Below are 19,813 nucleotides of genomic sequence, written 5' to 3'. Positions count from 1 at the left end.
GGAAGCCGTTGAGTTCGACGATACAGCGCTGATTGCCGGCGGCGTAGTGGTCGTTCTCCTCGCCCATGCGGAATAGATGGCGCTTGTCGTAGGTGACCATGCTGCCGTCCGGGCGTGCCCAGATCAGCCGGTTGAAATGATGGCCATTCTCTCTGATCGCCACGCTGCCGGTTACAACGGCGTCGTGCGACTCGGCGGTGCGCTGCATCCAGGCCACCGCGCGGCTCTCTTCCATGGTCTCGGCCATGCGTTCCGGCGCCATGGTGAATCCGGTGGCGAACATCTCGGGCAGCACGATCAGATCGCTTGCGGTGATGTCCTGCAGCCACTCGTCGAGCAGCTGGCAGTTGGTGTCGATCTCCTCCCAGCGCAGATCGGCCTGTACCAGGGTGGTTCTCAGCTCACTCATGACCTTGATCCATCATCGTTGGACGAGAGACACGCTGTTCAGCGCGCCGGAGTGACGGCATCATAACACCCCGGCGATCCCGTTTTTCAGCGATCGTCACCCAGGAAGTCGATAAGCAGCCTGTTGAGCTCGTCGGCGTGGGTGAAGTTGAGCCCGTGCGGCGCTCCACTGATCACCTCCAGCCGCGACTTTTTGATCATCCCGGCGGCGCGCTGACCGCTCGTTTCCAGTGGCACGATCTGGTCGGCGTCGCCGTGAATGACCAGCGTGGGCACGTCGATCTTCTGCAGGTCTTCGCGAAAGTCAGTGAAACCGAACGCTTTAATGCACTCCTGGGTGGCGCGCGGTGAAGCGAAGCAGGCGATGCTGTGATTGTAGGCCAGAAGCCCGTCGGAGAGCGTCGGTGCCTCCCCGTCGTGGTTGACAAACAGCTTGCCGAAGCCGTCCAGAAAGCCGGGACGATCCGTTTTCACGTTGGTCAGCATATCATCGAAGACCGACCGATCGACCCCCTCGGGGTTGTCATCGCTTTTGAGCATCCAGGGCGTGACCGATGCAATCAGTACTGCTGATCGAATGCGCTTGCTGCCGTAGCGGCCAAGATAGCGCGCCACTTCGCCACCTCCCATCGAAAAGCCCACCAGGGTGGCCTCGTTGATGTCGAGATAGTCCAGCAGCCCTTCCAGATCGGAAGCGAAGGTATCGTAGTCGTAGCCGTTCCAGAGCATGGCGGAGTCGCCGAAGCCGCGACGATCATAGGCGATGCAGCGATAGCCGGCCTCGGTCAGGGCGTTGATCTGATATTCCCACATGCGATGGCTCAGAGGCCAGCCGTGAATCAGTACCACCACGGGTCCTTCACCACAGTCCTGATAGTAAAGATCGATAGCGTTGTTACGGCTGTCCACCACGTTGGCGTAGGCCATGGTCTCCTCCTTGGCGAGATGCAGGCAGTAGCGCTTTCCAGGGTAGTCCAGCGCTCGACGGGTTGCACGGCATACGAAGATCGCTGGCCATGAAAAAAGCCGCCTCCACAAGGGAGGCGGTGAAGGACCTGATGAGGAGAGAATCCATAACGGTACCTGACATACCGCAATGAACCAGACGCTGTGAACGCCTGGAAACCACTGTGCGGGATGGCGAAAGAGAAATCAATGCAAAAGAGAAATATTTTTATTTGCATGCTTTCGGCGATCCCTGTCCGCTTCTGCTCATATTGATGCCACCTGCACGACAAGGCGGTATACAGACGAAAAAAAGCCGCCCATTTATGGGCGGCCGCGATACCGAGGACAGCTGTCGGTGTCAGGCCGGCTGTCCTCTACTGCTCCTCATCAAGCAGTCCTCTATGTGGCAAACACTATACCCGGCCTTTCGAAGGGTTTTGGCTTGAATTTGCTTATCGGCCCAATGAATAGTTTTGAAGTGCGATCATGTTCGACCTTCACAGGGATACCACTTTTGACGCTGATCAACGATCAGACGCGGATAGCCGGTCATTTCGATCGAAGAATTGTCCATCGACTCGGCGCGCAGTACGTTGATATGCATGTTCCACGGAGAGTCGATCGAGACAACCGTGCCGACCATCATGAAGCTTCCCCACATGCCATCCTGATAGGGCTGACACATCCGCATGCCCTTGTACCCCACCAGCTTCGGTGCTTCCTGCGCCACGGCTTCATTCTGCGCCGGCTGCGCTTCGCTGTGCAGAAACTGCAGTAGCGAGCAGCCGCTCAGCGAAACCGCGGCAAGCGCCGCTCCCACACTCATCACGACGTTTTTAAATTGAAATGCCACCTTGTGCTCTCTCGTTTTGGCAATACAGCCCATGAAGATCGTTAAATCGGCGTCGAGGCAGGCGCCTCGACGTGGCCACAGCATAACCGCGAAGATGAGGAATTCGAAGTGTCAACAATGCACGTTCTGCCGCTACCCACGCTGGCGCCATAGATCCCAGACCACGCCGGCTACGATGCCGAATAGAACTGCCGGGGCAACCATTTGCGTCGGCATCCAGATCAAAAGCCCTGTCAGGGTACCTATCAGCATACCGGGCAGTTTTTTCATCGCTTATCTCCGTTATTCATTCATGGTGTGATTCAAGCAGAGGCGCCCTCGTGAAGCACTTCCGGTCGCATGGGGTATGAGGCGGCTGGTTGTTTGGTCGAATTGACTGTCAGGTGATATTGGCGAACCATTTTCTTTACTGTATATATATACATACTCAAGGTAGAAGCGCCGTACGACATCATTCAGGAGATACCATGCTTCACGTCTCTCGCCCGGTACCGGCTAGCATCGATCCGCTCGAGTGTCTGCTGCCGCTTGCCGAGATTTCGGCGCGCGCCGGTATTGCCGGTTTTCCATCGCCGGCGCAGGACTACGTGAGCGACACCATTGATCTGAACCACACGCTGATTCCACATCCCGCTGCGACCTACCTTGTTACCGCAACCGGTGACTCCATGCAGACCGCCGACGGCGCAGGCATACAGAGCGGCGACCTGCTGGTGGTCGACCGTTCGCCGGAACCGCGCCACGGCGACATCGTCATCGCGGTGATCGATGGTGAGATGGTGGTCAAGGAGTTGCGCACGCAGCACGGCTGCCCTCGCCTGCACAGCGCCAACCCGGCCTACGCGCCCATTCCTCTGGCGACGCAGGATATTCGCCTCTGGGGCGTGGTCACCAGTCTGATCCGGCGCTTCAGGCGATGAAAGCCCCGATTGCGCTGGTCGACTGCAATAACTTCTATACCAGCTGCGAGCGGGTATTCGACCCGCAGCTTCAGGGCGTGCCACTGGTGGTACTCTCCAACAACGACGGCTGCGTGATCGCCCGCTCCGAGGAGGCCAAGGCGCTGGGTATCGCCATGGGCACTCCGCTCCATCATATTCCGCGCAGCGCCTATCGACAGGGACTGGTGCTTAAATCCTCCAACTACGAACTCTACGGCGATATGAGCCGACGGGTGTTGGCCGTACTGCGCGAATCAACGCCGCTGGTAGAGCCCTACAGTATTGACGAAAGTTGGGTAGAGCTGGCCGGCCTTGGCGGCGAACGACTCGAGGCCGAGTGCCATCGCCTGCGCGACAAGGTCAAGCGCTGGACCGGCCTTCAGGTATCGGTCGGCTGTGGCCCCAGCCGCACCTTGGCCAAGCTCGCCAATCGCCATGCCAAACGTCATCCGGCGACCAATGGCGTCAGCGTGATCAACGGGCCCGTGCGCGCCGACAGCCGAGCGCTGCTGGCGCGTACGCTGGTCAGTGACGTCTGGGGTATCGGCGGACGCGTCAGTGCGCGACTGCAGGAGATGGATATCCGCTCAGCGCTCGATCTGGCCACTGCCGACCCGACGCTGATCCGCCGGCGTTTCTCGGTAGTGCTGGAGCGCACTCTGCGCGAGCTGGGCGGTCTTCACTGCATCGACATGATCGATGACAGTGAGGGCAAAAAGATGATCATGACCAGCCGCTCGTTTGGCAAAATGACCGCCGATCGCGACCAGATCATGGCCTCGTTAATGGCACATGCCTCCCGCGGTGCCGAGAAGCTGCGCCGCCAGGGCAGTCTTGCCAGTGCGGTGATGATAACGCTGCGCACCAACAAATTTGCCGAAGGGGTTGCCCAGCACCGCGATTCAAAGGTTATCGCCCTGCCCTGGCCCACCGATGACACTTTCGAGATTGTGCGGGCAGTGCGCCGGGAGTTGGACGCTATCCGGCAGGAAGGCGTGCGCTACCACAAAAGCGGGGTGCTGCTGATGGACCTGGTCGACCGCCACGGCCGGCAGCTTGACGCCTTCCAGGCGAAGCGCGATGACAACCAGCGTCAGCGCAGCGAAAAGCTGATGACCACCCTGGACAGTCTCAACCGGCGTTTTGGAAAGGATGCGGTCACCGTGGGATATTGCCAGCGTATCGGGTTACGACGCAATACCTCGACAGATAAGGAGCGTCGCAGCAACACTCGCGGCGAAGAGCCCGACTGGTGGCTGCGCAGCCGCTACTGTTCCAATCGCTGGACCACTCGGCTGGAGGAAATTCCCAAAGTGACGCTTGAGTGATCAGGGTAGGCTGAACGAGCAGGACGTGCAGCGCCTTACTCAACATCAAGGCATTGACTTCAAGAGATTTTTTCTGTCGAAAAATATCATTTTCGACTTTATAAGGCATTAAAAAAGCCGCTTCGGCATTACCCGAAGCGGCTTTTTCATATCCTGTGGTCGGGACGACTGGATTCGAACCAGCGACCTCCACAACCCCATTATCGCGTCGTTTGTCCGTCTATCCTTATGTTTTTAAAAGGTTTTTGTTATGTCGTGGTATCGGCATGCAGGGCCTTCGCAGCACATATAAATCAATGCGTTACGGCGCAGTTTTATCCTGCCACCAAGCCTTGTCTGGCCCCTCCGCCAGGCCCTCACAAATCAATTCCTGCCATCTTATTCTTCTATCATGGACATGATCGACATCTTCCTCGGCGCAGTGACACTGCTGATGCTCGGCGGCCTTGCCATGACAGGCGTGCCGCCCCGCTACCAGACGTTCGAAGTCTGGTTATTGCTCAGCCTTGCCGGCATACCGCTGTTTTTGGTGATTATCATGATACCGGAGCTGGCAATCGGCGGCCTGATCATGCTGGCGTTCTTCGCCGGCGGTGGCGGGCGGCGATAGCGACAAAAAAGCCGCCCGGTTCAGGGGCGGCTTCTCTGGTTATGCAGCCACGCTCAACGGCGTCAGCAGTCCAAAAGCATCCAGATCGCGCTTGAGGCAATGCAGCGACTCAAACCGGACGGCGATTAGCCTCGTCTTCCCGGCAACGCTATACTCGACAACCATATTTCAGCGGCAGAGCACTGATGGCCCAGCCCAGAACCAAGTCAGATTTCATTGGCGATAGATTCCTCGATCTCATTGAGCGCGGGGAGCAGATCCCTGAGTTTGAGCTTCGACGACTAGAGTTAGAGGTTCGCAAGCTGCCGAATGAGTATGAAAAGAGCCTGGATATGGCGTATCTCTATGCCATCTGGGGTCGATACCCCGAAGCGCGCGATTGGCTTAAGGCGGCAGGTGGCTTCGGCCTTTCAACCGCTCTTCGCTACGCGGGCGCAGCGCAGGCATCGCTAAACTTCCATGAGACGCGCAAAGCGCTGCGCTGGGCCTTGGATCAAGGTCTAGTCACAACCGAAGAGGACCGGCACTTCGCCTTCGTCTTGGCGGCCTTCTCATGTGCGCTAGAGATATGCACGGAGATAAAGGACATGCTCACCAACACTGACCGCATCAGTCATATGGACGGAACTATCGGGGCAATGCTGCGCATCTCCGATATGGGTCTGAAAGATGAGGATGTGCAAGAGTACGTGATGCGAGCCTTGTGTGCTGCTGATCCATGGCTTCGAGACAAGCGCCGAGCCATGGTGATCGGTCATGCCGCGTACCCCGAAATGCTGGACAAAGTGATTATTCAAGTGTCAGTGCCAGCCGATCCTGATGAGTTCGGAGATATCCTCTGGGCAATGAGCGATATCGATCGAACAGGCATCCCGCAGGAGGTTTCTCAAGCCGTCATCATTAGCCCGGTACCAGCGGAGTGAGCATGCAGCCTGAGGACGTTCTGGACCTGGCGTATCGGATCTACAAAAATCACGATTCAGAAGCCGCCTACCGAGCATCAATAGGTCGCAGCTATTATTCCACGTTCTACCCAGCTCGCAATGCTGTTAATCGCCTCGGGCTTCAAGGGGCCGGCAATACTCATGAGCGAGTCATCAGCGCTTTTCAAGGGCAGCACCCGACGATTCATAACGCGTTGGGCAGTCTTTTTTCTGACCGGGTTGCCGCCGACTACCATCTTGGTGAACAAGTCTCCGCATCGAGAGCCAAGGCGGCATTATCGAAAGCCAAGACCCTGCACCAGAAAATCGGAGAGCTATAAGACAAGGGGGACGCATGAAGGGATGGCTGGCAGTGGCGGCCGAAACGCTGAACCAGTGATGGTTGATCAATACTTACAATACGGGGAGGCAGCATGGGGAAGGCGCAAGGGGTTGCAGCAGCAATGGCGGGCGCAGGAATCTTGATCGCAAGCCTGGTCTTCGCCTACCAGGAAGTTTCACCCAATTTTTCCGAACAGGGATGCATCATGGAGGGCGTCAAAGAGGCCGGGGAAGCCGCTCCTGGCGTATTCAGCTATTGCCGACGGAGATTCGGGGAAGCGCCAAACAGCAAGCAGCTGATGGACCTTGTTATTTCCGACCTCAATGGCCGAGCCAGTTTTTTTCAAGGCGACCTCGATGGAACCCTCTACAATGGCAACAGCTTGTATCACATCACCCGTCTTCGCATCCTGGTAACTGATCCTGAGACGGTAAACCAGGACAAGCCGACGACCTACCATTACAACATTGACGTCGATATACCTCCTCTTGCCGCTCGGGTATTCAGCGTTCGCGTGTTCGAGGAATATGAAAGCGCAAACTGGTATATCGATCGAGCGTGGGGCTATGCAGTTGAGCAATAGCGGGCTCTCGCCCCACCCCGGACCCGTGAGGTATCGACATGGACTTGCTGCTGACTGCACCGCTCGGCGCCATGGCGGCCATCTGCCTCGTGATGGTCTGGAACCAGCGTCGCGAGAACCGCGGCAAGCCGTCGTTGACCGATCGCGCGATCGACTGGATCGCCAGGATCATTGCATGACCAAAGGCTGAATCCCCGAGGGCCGCGATTGCGGCCCTTTTAGTGCGGGGTGCTCCGTCATTCCCGACGCGGCTCGAACCAGCCCTATATTTTTACCCGCATCTCCTCAATCCGCTTACCCGCCATCTCGGTCAGTCGGTTTTTGATCGCCTGCAGCCTGTCCATCTCCTTGCGCTTCTGCTCTGCCGAGTTGTCGGACCGACGCACCAGCTCCATGCGGTTGCCGATCTCGGTCAGGCGTCGTTTCACGCCGTTGAGCCACTGGCGCGCGCGAAGTAGTTCCCGATTGTCCTGCATGACTTCCATTGCGGCCTGCTGGTCGCCCAGTTCACGGTACTCCTTCAGGTCGGCGTAGACCCGGCTGGCCTCGTTCACGCCGTCATAGAGCAGGGTGCCGTAGCGGGTGTAGCGATCCTCGTCACCCAGGTTCTGGTAGAAGCGCCGCACCGGCTGGTACTCGTACCAGTGGCGCGCTGGCTTCGACTCGCCATTAGCGGCACGCCACACGCTGTCGGTGACGCCAGCCCCCCAGGCGCCCACCTGCCCCAGGTAGCCCTGGATCATGTGATCGACCTGCACTGGCGAGACGGTCAGTTTTCCCTCGGCGCCGAACAGCCATTCGCTGGCCTGCGAAATCCAGCGCGCCGGCTCTGTGGTGTTGCTGCGCGTGCGCAGGCTGGGCGACAGGCGCTCCATGCCGAGTGATTCGATCGGGCGGCCAGTGAAGGCATCATAGTTCGAGTAGACATCCAGCAGCGGCTGGCCAATCTGCGGCACCGGGCTGAACGAGAAGGTGTCGGTCAGCATGTGCTTCAGGCGTTGGGCGAACAGCTCGCCGGTGGCCTTGTCGTCCACCATCTGCTCGGTCATGCGCTCGGCCAGGGTGGCAATGGCACCGACTTCGAACGGTTTGGGAATGAAGATGCCAGTATCGCCGATGCGGAAGAACCAGTAGCTGTCGCGTTGCCACTGCTCGAGCTTGCGGTACTCCTCATCATCCCGGTTGTGCAGATAGAGCGCGATGCTGGCCATGGCAATCGAGCCCGTCACCGACCAGAATCGCGCCGCGGCTTGCTTGTCGGTGGCGCTGCCCCTGCCCATCGCCACGCGTAGGGCTGGTGCAACACCGGACCGACCGATCTTGTCGAGGCCCTGCAGACGGGCGTTCATGAACGGCACGACGTCGATCAGGAAGCGCACCACCGGCCAGGCGCCGTGGCTGGAAAAATCCATCAGATCGCGGGCCTGGAAGGCGGCGTAGAGCTTGCCGCGGGCCTCGTTCTGGCGGTAGATCTCCGCCCGGCTCATGTTCTCGGTGAAGTCCGTGGCGTCATTCCAGCGTCGCCACAGCATCCTGGCGGCCGCCGGCACCTGGCTGGGATCGCGCACCAGTTGGGCGCGGCGCATGGTATGGGTCAACTGCACTTTCAGCTCGTCGGCATTTTCGCCGTAGATGTGCCCGAACGAGAACGAGCCGCCGCTGGCCATCATCCGCGCCCGGGTGCGCTTGTCGGCGTAGGTCCTGGCGCCGCGAAACAGATTGGCCGGGATGTTCTTCGAAAGTGGCGATGTGGCGGCCGCCTGCATCGAGTCGCGCAGCAGGTTGGCCACCACAAACTGCGGGGTGGTGGTGGTCAGGTTGGTGAAGACGCGCTTGAAGCTGCGCATCGCCTTCATGGTAGTGGTGTTTATCCCCGGCTGTGCCAGCGACGACACGGCCTTGTAGACCAGCGGATCGTCAATCTGGTACCAGACCTTCTGGCCGTTGCGCAGCACGAACGTCGCGTCCGGATTGCCACGCACCTCGGCCTCGGGCTTCTCGGTAGCGACGCCCAGGGCCTCGGCGTTATCCATCGCCTGCGCCGCGGCCTGATTCTTCATCGAGGTTTGCAACAGATGGTGGAAGTTCATCATGGTGTTGCCGAGCAGGTCGTTCAGGTTGCCGCTGCCGCCCTTGAGTTTCTTGTAGGCCTCGGCGCGGCTGAGTCCGGCCGTTGCGCGCGGGCCGCTCGGCCTTTTGTCTTCCTCGGCGATGCGGTAGAACGGCACGTAGAACTCGTCGCGCCACATCGCCCGGTTCTCGGCGCTGATGATGCCGCTCTGCTCGGCGATGGCCAGCACGTCGTCGCGGTACTGCTGGAACTCGGCGAACACCTCGTCGTAGAGCTGGCCGCGGTCGCGGCCGTCCTTCATGGTGCCGCGATTGAGCGTGCGCAGGCCCTCGATCTCGCCGGCATCGAACAGGTTCTCGCGGCCTTCGGCGGCCAGTCGTGCCGAACGGTTGCCGGCGATCCAGCCCATAAAGCGCTCGATCTCGGCGGCATCGCCCAGTCGGGCCAGCACACTGCCCAGCCCCAGGCTATCGTCGTCGCGGACGTCGATCACCTTTTGGTCGGGGTCGAGATAGATGCGGCCATAGTTGAGCATCGCCGTCAGCGCCCCGCTCGCCGCCGATGACATGCGGGCCAGCACCCAGCTCGAGGACGCGGTGGAGCCGTCCACGCTGTCCTCGCCGTTGAGCGCCATGTCCATATCCTTAAGCGCGGCGTAGCGATCGACCAGCCCCTGGCGAATTTGCAAGCCCACGCCATCAAGCTTTTCTTTGAAGTATGCAATGGCACTTCCGTTCAGGAAGGCACTGGCAGCTTCAGTCACTGCGCTCCTGACAGGCGTGCGCGGCGCGATCTTGTTGAGCGCGCTGGTCTGCGCGTCGGTCAGGTCATCGAAGGCGTCGGCGGTACTGCGGGGCTGGGCGCCAAGGCTGTAGCGGATGTCGGGGTTGCCAATATCTTCGGGGGTGAGTACGCTGGGGATGTGGCCCTGATTTGGTGAACCACTCCCCGGGAATTGGACCCGTATGAGTCGTACCAGATCGGGGTTTTTGTTTTCGTTCAGATACGCCAGAAGCCCATCGCGAACGAAACTCCCCACTTTGCCCTCGCGCATACCGTATGCGCTGGCGATGCGATTTACCTCAAGGCGCCCCTCGCGCCGGCGCAGATGGAGTGCCACCACCACCGGCTCGCCATTCCGATCCGTTGCATCTACCAAGGACACCAGCGCATTGTGCTCAGTACGAGAGCGAAATACCGCCACGGGGTCGTGCAGAAGCTCGGGCAGCTGCGCAACCGTCTCCATCTCGACGTCGTGCTTCACGCCATTGGTCGCCTTGCGCACCACATCTCGCATGATCGTGATAGGGAGATCAGGAGCCCCAAGTTGTGCCAGCACAGGCGGCGTGCGCCCCATGGTGACCGGCCCCACCCGTGACTTGAGGCTGGTCACGGCTTTGTCCAGCGCCTTCCGGTAGGCCTCGGCCTCCTGTTGGATGGGGGTGAACAGCTTGTTCTTCCCCTGACGCTGGCTGTAGCGGGTAAGGGTTGGCTCGGCCTGCTCGGCGTTGCGTTCAGCCTGCTGCTTGCGTAGATAGTCCCGCGACTTCTCGCCCAGCGCCAGCACGTCGGTATAGGACCAGCTCATACCCGGGAACAGCCGGCGGGCCAGCTCGCGAATCTTCGCCACGGCGCGCTGCCAGGCCTTGGGCCGGTAGCCTTTCTCCAGCAGGTGGGCCACCATCTCCTCGGCGATGGTCACCTGGTCGTCCGGGTTGTCTCGGTCGAGGTGGGTGTAGCTCGCCAGCACCTCCTTGAGCGCCTCACGCCCCTGCTTCGACAGCGGCAACGACTTGTAGAGCTGACGCATCACCGGGACCAGCTCGTCACCCAGCACGCCACGCAGGCCCTTGTGGCCGACGGCTTCATGCACGGCGGTCTTGACGGCGCGCTCGATCGATTCATTGTTGCTGGCCACGAGATAAAGGCGATCGCCGCTATACAGACCGCGGACGCTGCCGGCATCCACGCCGTCGCGCAGCATCTGCATCTGGGCACCCAGCGGCAACTGGTCGGCGCTGTCCACCACCGTGACATCACCCAGCTGGCCCTCGAGGCCAGTCAGTGCCTGGCGGATCGTGTCGGCGCTGGGCGCCTCATTCTCTGGCCGGCTTTGGCCTGAAGAAAAAAGAAGATCGTCGCTGCCTTCGCCTTCTGGATCGAAAGCCGCCTGGGTGGAGCGAATGTCCTCAGGATTAAACAGCACAATCTCGGAGGTCTGATCGCGGTTTGGGAAACCGAGAATGGCGCCGTCGAAACCTTCAGCACGTAGCCGCTCGGTCATCGCCAGGGTCGCTTCAGGGGGAGCGTTCTGCAGCCTGCGCTTGAATTCCAGATTGACCCTGAGCAGTGATTTCGGCTTGATCACCAAGGGCATGACATTGGGGTCCGCCATGCCCGCCTTGGTATTGGCGTAACTTCCCGCTAGCCCTGGGTCGTTGGTGACGTAGATCCCGTGTCCGAGCCATCCCGAGTCGTTTCGGTTGGGGTGTCCGGCCTGAAAGGCTGCGATGTCGTCGGCTGTGCCGTGGTAGAAGACAGCTGGGGGTCTTCCATCACTTCTCGAATCGCCTCTTCCAGCGTCGGCGCCTCGCGTATTCGGTCGGCGAGCGATTTTTCCGTCATCGTTCATCTCCGCTGTGATGGCTTCATCGATAGAGGCAATGTAGCCCATCTCGCGGGCGCGACGCATCCGGCCATCCTGGCTCATGTCGAGACCCCTGGCCTCGGCACGCTGCCAGGCCGTGGACTCAGCTCCCTCTGGAGCTTGCCCGTCATTCGTGGGCCTGGCCATACTTCGAGGTGTGGCTTCTGCGCCCATGTCGGGGCGTGCACGTGTCGCCCCGGAATGCGTAGGCTCTGCCGAGTCGTATATCTCGCTTTGCCCATCAGAAGCCCCTGATTGCCGAGACTCGACCTCTTGATCTATACTTTTTGCAGCTTCCGCACCCACGGCGAAACGGGTAGGTGTAGGTTCGTCGTGCGTAGGTCCGTGGTTGTCATGTCCCTTCCCGGATTCACCGGAAGCCTCTTCCCAGCCTGTCAGCAGCCATGCATTCCCCTTCTCCTTGATCAGCATCGCCGTATGCCGGCCATCCGTGACTCGCGCCTTTTCCGAATCGCCAACGCGAGTGCGAGTGACCAGCTCACCATTTTGAACGGTGGCTGCAATATTGGCGGCCAACGCCTCCGCCTCGCTCGGGTTAAGACCATCCTTGCGTTGACGCGCTTCGAGGATATGGGCCACTCCATATGCCCCCTTGCGCCTTCCTGAGCGCTTCACAGGGCCGCCTTCCTCGCCCCACACGAAATCGATGTCACCCAGGTCCTCGCGCGTGACAGCGCCTGGCACATCCTGGTGAGTATCGATGACAAGGCGCATGGCCTTCATGGCCCGCGACTCGGGGTCGGGGTCCTGTCGCAGTGCGTAAACCTGATCGTCAACGACTGACTGTGCAGGACGTGCTCGCACCGCGAAGCCACCATCCACCGGCACGGCTTCGACCTGCTCACCGCGGCGCCGGGCGGCCTGGAATACGCCGCTCGCCATGGCGCTGCGCTCGGTCGGGAACGGCTGGCCATTGCTGCGGTACTGCAATGCCGGTTCCGCCTGGGCGACAGGCGAGGCATCGACTGTGCTCACCTCGTCGGCGAACACGTAATCGTTCGGCGCGTCCTCGAACGACACCAAATCGCGCTGGGCCGTGGGGTGTTGTTCGACATTGGCCACGGTGCGCGTGCGGCCGGCGTGACGCACCTTCGCCCCAACCTGAAGCCGCTGCGGAGCGAAACGCGGATCGCTTGCCGACTGATCCATGCCGGTGTTGGCGTTGCCGGTGGTCGGGCCCTGGCCGTAGACCACGCCTTGATCGGTAATCTGTGCGGAACCGGCGGCCTGCTCGCGCATCCGCTGGGCGCCCTGCTGCTGATCGGCCATGCGCTGATCGCGGCGAACGCGGCGCGCCTGCGGCGCGTATTGGGTGGTGTCGGCGGTAGCCCCGCCCATGTTGATGATGCTGGGGTCGGGGGCCTTGAGTCGGTTGGTGCGCTCCTGCCCCAGCAACCCACCGAACGGCGCGGCTTCTTCGTAGAAGCCCGTCGCCGGGCGCTCCCGGCTGCCCTGTCGACTGAGCGAGCGGGTCAGGTTGTTGCCGATCATCTCGGCGCGGCCGGTCAGGCGGTTGGCCAGCTCGGTATTGCCGTCGGCATAGGCAGCCTCGGCGCGCTGAAGGACAGCATTCATGTTGCGCAGCCGGGTCCTGGCCTGATCGCTGTCGCGGGCGAGCGGCGCCAGGTCGTCGGCGGTGTTCATCGCCAGTTGGATGCGGTTGCCGAGATCCGCCGCGGCGCGGTTGTTGTCGGCGGTTCGCGCCTGCCCCGCGGCTGCTTCGGCTTCCTGTTCGGCATAGAGCCCGGCCGTCGCCTGGTGCAGTGGGTCGCCACCGGCCGCCGCTGCCTGCTGCTGGGCCGAAGAAATCGCCTGTTCCTTGAATTGCTGTGCGGCGCGCTGCTGGTTGTCGAAGCGCTGAGCCTGCTGCTGCCAGGCGCGCTCCCAGTCGTTACGCGAGACGTTGGCGTTCTCGTACACCAGCGGGTCGGGGTTGGCGTCCGGGCCCTGCGGGGTCGGCTGGGGGCCCGCCGCCCCGCCCCCGGCCTGCTGATCGGTGGGTAGACTGTTGACCGCACGCTGGGCCCGGGCACGCTCACCCAGCCCTGCCGGCGCACCGGCAAGCCCCCCCATCAGACCACCGGCAGCGGCTTCGTCGACGATGGCCTTGACGTCCACTTCATCGAGGTTTGCCAGTAGCGACTCACCGTTGCTGTCAACCCAGTGGTTGGCGTGCTGTCCGATCAGCCCTTGCAGCCCTTCGGTACTGGCCTCGGTGAGCATGTTGATCATCGCGCCGCGCCGCGCCGCTTGTCTGGTGCTACGCTGCGCCTGGCGGCGAAGATCGCCAAGCACACCGTCGCTGATCTCGCTCGCCGCCCGGTCAGCCAGCTCGCCGCGCCCGGCAGCGCGCAGCAGGCGTACTGGTGTTATGGCGTCCAGTGAGCCGGCGAGGGCACCATGGGCCAGGGATACATCGAGATCTTCGGTTTCGCCCATCAAGGCGCCGGTTTCCATGCCAACCGAACCGACACCAGCCCCTACCGCTTGACCGATGCGGGCAGCCGCCTGCCTGGCGGCCTGTCCGGCCAGCAGGCGGCCCCCGGTGCCGGCGATCAGGCCGCCGGCACCACCGCTGGCCAGTGATGCGGCCAGCATTGGCAGTTGATTGCCGGCGGTGAAGCGCGCCCAGTTCCAGGCATCTGTCGGGCTGCGAATGTCGGTAAATCCATAACCAAGGCTGTTCTCGGCAGCCTCGTCCATATTGCGCTGGTAAATCTCGCGGCCGGCATCCAGCATCCCTTCGGATTCCAGCGCATCGCCGGCCGCCATCACGAGGCCGCCGCCCATGGCCTGCAACTGGTCAACACCTGCCGCCAGGCCGCCGGTAAATCCGGGCGTTCCGGACTGCTCGGGCTGTGGTCCGTCGGTCACGAAGGCGTCGAACTCGGCATCGCTGAACTGGCTGAACTCCGGCGACTGGCGAATCATCGATTTGATTTCGTCGTCACTGCGGCTGGCCAGCGACGGGTTGCGCTGGCGAATATCGTCAATCAGGGCCATCTGGCATTGTCTCCCGACAAGGCATGAATGCCCGCACGCGGCGGGTTTACTGCTGGAGGTCTATCGCGACGCCGGCCTGCTGCAGGCGGACAAGACTTTCGGCGATCCAGCGCTTCTGATCGGCGGAAAGGTTGGGGTCACGATCCAGCGTCAGTAGCTCCCGTGCCGCCTGCTGCGCCTCGTCCATCAGGTCGCTACGCCGAGGCGGGTTGACCAACGCGCCCAGTACGCCGGGGGTCCGGCCGCGCTGGTCGCGCTCCAGGCGCTCAAGCTGACCCAGCACGTCGTCGGCGCGATCGCGGGCCTGCTCTGCCTTCTGCTGCGATGCATCGATTTCGCTCTGGCGCTGACGTGCCGCCTGCTGGCGACGCAGAATACCGCGCACGCTGTCCTGCTGTTCCGCGTCCTGCTGCGCGCCTTCCACGCCGGCGGTTTGCTGATCGGTACTTAACTCGCCGGCCATCAACTGCTCGAATACCGTCATGCCCCCTTGCCCGCCCCCCAGAATGGCGTTGTACTGCGCCTCCAGACTGCCCAGCTGCATCTTCTCTTCAGCGGTAGGCTCGCGCATCTGATCGCTGGCGCGAGAGCGGATGGATTCCATTTGACCGGTAATATTGTCCAGCCTGTACTTCTGCCGGTCGGTGAGGTCGCCGCCGGCCGCACCCACGCCAGCGGGAAGATTGGCGTCGCGTGTTTCATTGCGCGAAGGGCTGTATTGCACGTAGCGGCCATTCTCGGTAGACATCAGCTGCCAGTCGTCGGCATCATGTCGATTCTGCGCATCAATCGTGGCCAGGGTGCGATCGTTTTGCTGCCCCTGGGCGTATCGCTCCTGCGTCATGGCGTTGTTGTGGCGCAGTCCGATATTGTCCTGCTCGTAGTCCTGCAGGCGCTCGTCGCGATTCTTCTGGTACTGCTGGCCGGCAACGCGCTCGTCGGTTTGAAATGACTGCTGATCATCCTGGCGCGTCATGTCATTGCGGTGGCGCAGCTCCATCAGTGCCGCCTCCTTGCGGCGTTTGATCTCCGCCTGGGCGTTGGCCTGTATCGCCTTGCCGGCGCCGCCCAGCGCCGATGCCAGTAGTCCCGCCATATCACATCCCTCCCTGCTGCGGCGCCATGCTCTGTTCAGGCGGCTGCTCTGAAGTCGGCGCGCCCTGAACCATGGCGCCGGCGCGCTGCTTGAGTTGGCGCACGGTGCGGATCATCTCGGCGTAGCGCTGGCGCTGCTCGTCGGTCATGGCGCTGTCGCTGGCCATCTGCCCGAAACGGCCTATCGCCGCCATGAAGGCCGCCTCCACCGCTTCGCCGGCCTGCTCCCGCGGCAGTCTGCCCATTTCGATCGCCAGTTCGCCAACCGCTTTGGAAAGCTCCATACCGGCCTGGAACATGACGCCGGGCGGTACGGTGCGCCCTTCGGTTTGCAGGGCATGATAGTGGGTAATCATGATGGTGCTGATGACACGCGCCATGCGCGCCATGATGTCGCCGCCGCTGCTCAATGACTGCTCGACCTGCGGCAGGCCGTCTTCATAGAGCCAGGAGAGCATCGAGCTGGCCAGCACGTCGTACTGCTGCTGACCGTCCTGTGGACGGGTATCGGTGCGCGGGTCGCCGCCCTGCGGTGCGGCGGAGCGTGGCGACTGGCCCCGTAGCTGTCGCTGCGGCGGCTGTTGCGGTGTCGGGGTATTGGGAGAAGCGGGTGCTGTCTGTGCCGGCGGCGCCTGCCGGCCGCCCTGAAGAAGTCCTGCCATGGTGTCGCCTCCCGGCGAGCGCTCAGGTGAAGAAGGATTCGGCATAGCTGGCATAGCCATCGAAATCGGCCGGGCCATGGTTGGCGGTAGCCGCCTGGCGGTTGACGCCGCGCTCCAGCAGACCTCGGGGCGCACGGCCATTGCGGCTGCCGCCATTCGTGGGAGGGCCGGGCGTTACGCTGGCAACCGTCTGCTCGGCGTTCGCCTGTGGGCCGGGTGCCAGCGTATCCAGCGCCAAATCCCCCACTTTACTGCCCATTTGGCTGCCTGCCATGGCGCCACTGTAAGCGCCCGGCATACCGGCCAGCCCAAGCCCGGCCTGCGCTCCGATACGGCCCAGCCCGGCGCTCATGATACCGCCAGTGATGCTGGCAGTCGCGTGGCGCCCGAGATTACTGGAAAAGCCATCGTCGAAACTGGTGCCAAAGCGGTCGTTGAGCGCGCTCAGTGTCTCGGCAGCGCGTTGCCCGCTGGTGAATGAATCAAGCGCCATATCGCCAATAATGCCCACCGGTCCCAGCAGCCCAAAGCCGATGTCCTGCACGGTGCTGAGCAGGCCGTGGGGGCGGGATGCCCGCTGGGTCAGATCGTGCGTCGCGCTGTCCATCTGGCTGCGACTGCCGTTCATCATGTCATTCAGCGCGCCATCTTCGACATCGTTGAGGCCCATGCCGGTATGTTCACTGATGGTATCAAGGCGCTCGGCAACCTCGCGCGCGCGCGCGTCCTCCAGGCCCGGATCTACTGTCAGCCCCTCACGACGTGTCCTGACCCTGTCCATGAAGCTGCGTTCCGCTTCTTCGGCGAGGGAGGCCATATCGCCGGAAATCGTTCCGGACGTAACGCTGACGCTGCCATGCGGATCGAGTTCACGACCGAACATTCCGGAGTATGCAGAGGGCCTGTCGTCCCGTGCGGATGTCTTGCTGCCGCCTGATGCCGCCCCCCTTGCGCTGCTTTCAGGTGCCTCAAGGCCGCCGGTATCGATCTCGGCGCCAAACCCACTATCGTATCCACTGCGGTCACGACTGCTGCGACCGCCACCACCACGGTCACGACCGCCACCGTATCCACCCGAGCCGCCAGTGGCGCCATCCGCCGCCGAGTCTGCCCAACTCATGCGCCACCCCCGCTGATGATGCCGTTGGAGAGCAGTCCTTTCTTCTGCTCACCGATGTGCGAGCCGTACCCTTCAATCGCACCGGGGTTGATCATCTGGTCGCGGCGCTTTTCTCGGTAGAGCCTCCGTTCGTAATTCTGCTGATCCTTCTGCGCGTAGTAGTTGCCTACGCCGGCCATCACGCCGCCCAGCACATTGGCCGCCTGCGGATTGGACTCCAGCCAGTCAAACGCCTTGACACTGTAGTCGCCCAGGTTGTTGAACAGGCTGCCCGCCGCATCGGCGGCACTGCTTGCTGCTGCTCCGAAATCCCACATGATGGCTGCTCCTTATGCGATGGAGGGGAAGACGCCGGTGCCCTGCAGGTAACTGCCGAGCTGCTCGTAAAGGCTGCGCTGAAACGCCAGGTCGGTGTCACGCATCTTCAACACCTGATCGATCATCTCCTTCTTGTTCTCGGCGGTGATGTCAGGGTTCATCTGGATCTGATTGATGGCGTTGGAGGCCTGACCGATCAGGTCGGTGGCGTTATTGGAAAACACCCCCCAGGCGTTGGCCGTGCTGGTGGCAAACAGGTTGCGCAGCGCGCTTTCGGCTTCCTGCTGCGCCAGGTCGGAGTCGAACTGGAACTGCTCGCGCATCCTGCCCAGCGTCTGCTGGAAATTCTGCTCGTTGAGGCCACGCTGATTCTGGTACTGCTGATCGTTGAGGCCGCGCTGCTGTTGATAGCCAAGGCGCGACATGAACTCCTGCTGCTGACGATCAGCGTTGGCCTGGCTGTTCTGAAAATGCGTCTGCGCGTCCTGCCGGGCAAAGGGCGCGGCAGCGCTGATCATGGCGGCTTGAGAGGCTTGCCCGGCGAGGCTTGAATTGAGCAGTCCGCGAGAATTGGCGCGCTGCTCCCCCTGCGTGCGCGCCTGTTTCATCAGGGCCGAGTCGCTTTTCAGTATATCCTCGAGCTGACCGGCCGACGTCTGTTCGTGAGTAACGCGATTTTCCGGCGTGACGGAAGGAGAAATTCCCTCCAGCACGCCATAGCGCTGATAGTGCTGTTGTGGTGTCAAATTGGAGTCGGCCAGCGCCCTTTCGACATCCTCGACCGTCCAATCGGTGCGGCCACCTTCAGCGGTGCGATTCAGCTGCTGCACCTTGCGCTGTATATAGATGCCGTCATTGAACCCAGTGTTAGTGGGCTGAGCGCTGGACGTCGAGGCGTTGCGGTCCAGCGGTGATACGCCCTCGTTTACGCCATAACGCTGGTAGTGTTCCTGAGCCGTCAGGTTGGCGTCGTCAAAGGCATGGCGTACATCATCCGTTGTCCAGTCGGTGCGGCCGTCTTTGGCGCTACGATTGAGCTGATCCCGTTTGTTTTGCAGATAGGTGCGCGTATCGAAGCCGAAGCCGTTGGAGTTGCTACCGGAAGATTTGGCAGCAGGGGAAGTTGACGGCATGGTATCGGTTACCCCCTCCTTGCGGCCAAACTGGTTATAGTGCTGCTCGGCGGTCAGATTGGCCTTGTCGAAAGCGCTTTCGACGTCAGAAACGCCCCAGTCAGTGCGCCCCTTCTCCGCCGACCTGTTCATCTGAGCGGCTTTGTTTTTCAGGTACTGCTGCGTGTTGAACGCCATGGGGAAACCTCAGAGTTTGCCGGGATCGGGTAGGAGATTACGCAGCTGCCAGGCTCTCCCAGGTCACCGCATGGGCAGCGTTGGGTGTCTGGGCGTCGTTGATTGCCCACTCGCCGCGTTGCCGGATGCCCGTGAATATTTGCCAGGCGGTGAACGACTCGGCGCGGGCCAGCACGGCGGCGACGAGCTGCTCCAGGGTTTCGGTGCCGGCGATGCCATTGCGACCATCGAGGATCGCGGAAAGCGAAGGGATGGGCGGCGCATCGCCCGCGCCACCAGCGTCGAGCCACGCTTGATACGCCTCGGCCTCGCGCTTTTGCTGCCCCCAACTGAGCCGTTCGATTTCCGGGTATTCGCGCAGCAGCGGCCGGGCCGCGTCTTCGTAGTCGGCATTGAGCCGTGACAGCGCCTCGGTCTTGGCGCGCTCCAGCTGCTCGGCGCGCTCGGCGTTGGTATAGTCGCGCACGCTCCAGGCTTGACGCCATTCGCCATCGACCAGTTCGAGCCCCGCTGGCTCGACGACATCGCCCTCTGGCGGATTGGTCATTTTGACATAGGCGCGCGGTGGCTCCAGCCGATACAATGTGTCCGCGCTGGGCTCAGCGGGTAGTGTGACGCCAGTAATCTGT

General features: G+C 61.8%; 18 protein-coding genes. 7 read left to right on the top strand and 11 right to left on the bottom strand.

The genetic code is table 11. From position 1 onward, the window contains the following. The 4 genes from H146_RS18180 to H146_RS21190 all read right to left on the bottom strand — a co-directional run. A partial coding sequence (locus H146_RS18180) for a nitrilase-related carbon-nitrogen hydrolase (protein WP_019950202.1) occupies positions 1-409 on the bottom strand: 409 nt, incomplete at its 3' end. A gap of 86 nt (positions 410-495) precedes the next feature. Continuing rightward, a complete protein-coding gene (locus tag H146_RS0102165) occupies positions 496-1,335 on the bottom strand; it encodes an alpha/beta fold hydrolase (protein ID WP_019950201.1) in 840 nt (279 codons plus the stop codon). A gap of 505 nt (positions 1,336-1,840) precedes the next feature. Beyond that, a complete protein-coding gene (locus H146_RS0102160) occupies positions 1,841-2,209 on the bottom strand; it encodes a hypothetical protein (RefSeq protein WP_156826661.1) in 369 nt (122 codons plus the stop codon). A 132-nt stretch (positions 2,210-2,341) separates the two neighbouring features. Beyond that, complete coding sequence (locus H146_RS21190) at positions 2,342-2,479, bottom strand: hypothetical protein (RefSeq protein WP_019950199.1); 138 nt, start codon at positions 2,477-2,479, stop codon at positions 2,342-2,344. Positions 2,480-2,676: 197 nt separating this feature from the next. Here H146_RS21190 and H146_RS0102150 point away from each other — a divergent pair, with 197 nt between their 5' ends. The 7 genes from H146_RS0102150 (at position 2,677) to H146_RS21185 (ending at position 7,116) form a co-directional block, all read left to right on the top strand. Further along, positions 2,677-3,129 (top strand): LexA family protein, encoded by a 453-nt coding sequence (locus H146_RS0102150; RefSeq protein WP_019950198.1) that lies wholly within the window; start codon positions 2,677-2,679, stop codon positions 3,127-3,129. Continuing rightward, entirely contained in the window at positions 3,126-4,478 is a 1,353-nt protein-coding gene (locus H146_RS0102145) for a Y-family DNA polymerase (protein WP_019950197.1), read from the top strand. Before H146_RS0102150 ends, H146_RS0102145 begins: the two co-directional genes overlap by 4 nt. A 397-nt stretch (positions 4,479-4,875) precedes the next feature. Further along, complete coding sequence (locus H146_RS0102140; protein ID WP_019950196.1) at positions 4,876-5,088, top strand: hypothetical protein; 213 nt, start codon at positions 4,876-4,878, stop codon at positions 5,086-5,088. Between the two features lie 185 nt (positions 5,089-5,273). Next, positions 5,274-6,011: a hypothetical protein gene (locus H146_RS0102135; RefSeq protein WP_019950195.1), complete on the top strand. Its 738-nt coding sequence runs from the start codon at positions 5,274-5,276 to the stop codon at positions 6,009-6,011. Positions 6,012-6,013: 2 nt separating this feature from the next. Continuing rightward, positions 6,014-6,352, top strand: coding sequence for a hypothetical protein (locus H146_RS0102130; protein ID WP_019950194.1), 339 nt, complete (start codon positions 6,014-6,016; stop codon positions 6,350-6,352). A gap of 93 nt (positions 6,353-6,445) precedes the next feature. Further along, positions 6,446-6,937 (top strand): hypothetical protein, encoded by a 492-nt coding sequence (locus tag H146_RS0102125; RefSeq protein ID WP_019950193.1) that lies wholly within the window; start codon positions 6,446-6,448, stop codon positions 6,935-6,937. A gap of 38 nt (positions 6,938-6,975) precedes the next feature. Next, complete coding sequence (locus tag H146_RS21185) at positions 6,976-7,116, top strand: hypothetical protein (protein ID WP_019950192.1); 141 nt, start codon at positions 6,976-6,978, stop codon at positions 7,114-7,116. Positions 7,117-7,200: 84 nt separating this feature from the next. On the opposite strand, the gene H146_RS0102115 is transcribed toward H146_RS21185, so the two are convergent. From H146_RS0102115 to H146_RS0102085, 7 genes are read right to left on the bottom strand one after another with little or no spacing between them, the layout of a single operon-like run. Beyond that, positions 7,201-14,679 carry an LPD38 domain-containing protein gene (locus tag H146_RS0102115; RefSeq protein ID WP_026351689.1) on the bottom strand — a complete coding sequence of 2,493 codons (7,479 nt, stop codon included), beginning with the start codon at positions 14,677-14,679 and terminating at the stop codon, positions 7,201-7,203. A gap of 46 nt (positions 14,680-14,725) precedes the next feature. Further along, complete coding sequence (locus H146_RS0102110; protein WP_019950191.1) at positions 14,726-15,775, bottom strand: hypothetical protein; 1,050 nt, start codon at positions 15,773-15,775, stop codon at positions 14,726-14,728. A gap of 1 nt (position 15,776) precedes the next feature. Then, positions 15,777-16,436: a hypothetical protein gene (locus H146_RS0102105; protein ID WP_019950190.1), complete on the bottom strand. Its 660-nt coding sequence runs from the start codon at positions 16,434-16,436 to the stop codon at positions 15,777-15,779. A 22-nt stretch (positions 16,437-16,458) separates the two neighbouring features. Continuing rightward, the gene (locus H146_RS0102100) at positions 16,459-17,556 is read right to left on the bottom strand and encodes a hypothetical protein (protein WP_156826660.1); all 1,098 of its coding nucleotides are present in this window, start codon (positions 17,554-17,556) and stop codon (positions 16,459-16,461) included. Beyond that, entirely contained in the window at positions 17,553-17,873 is a 321-nt protein-coding gene (locus tag H146_RS0102095; RefSeq protein WP_019950188.1) for a hypothetical protein, read from the bottom strand. The genes H146_RS0102100 and H146_RS0102095 overlap by 4 nt, the downstream gene beginning before the upstream one ends. 12 nt (positions 17,874-17,885) lie before the next feature. Beyond that, entirely contained in the window at positions 17,886-19,184 is a 1,299-nt protein-coding gene (locus H146_RS0102090; protein WP_019950187.1) for a hypothetical protein, read from the bottom strand. Between the two features lie 37 nt (positions 19,185-19,221). Further along, on the bottom strand, positions 19,222-19,731 hold the full coding sequence (locus H146_RS0102085) for a hypothetical protein (RefSeq protein ID WP_019950186.1): 510 nt from the start codon (positions 19,729-19,731) through the stop codon (positions 19,222-19,224). Between the last annotated feature and the right edge of the window lie 82 nt (positions 19,732-19,813).

Source organism: Kushneria aurantia DSM 21353 (assembly GCF_000382245.1).
Lineage (GTDB): Bacteria > Pseudomonadota > Gammaproteobacteria > Pseudomonadales > Halomonadaceae > Kushneria > Kushneria aurantia.
The sequence above is the reverse complement of the archived record's forward strand: the minus strand, read 5'-3'. Positions and strand labels throughout refer to the sequence as shown.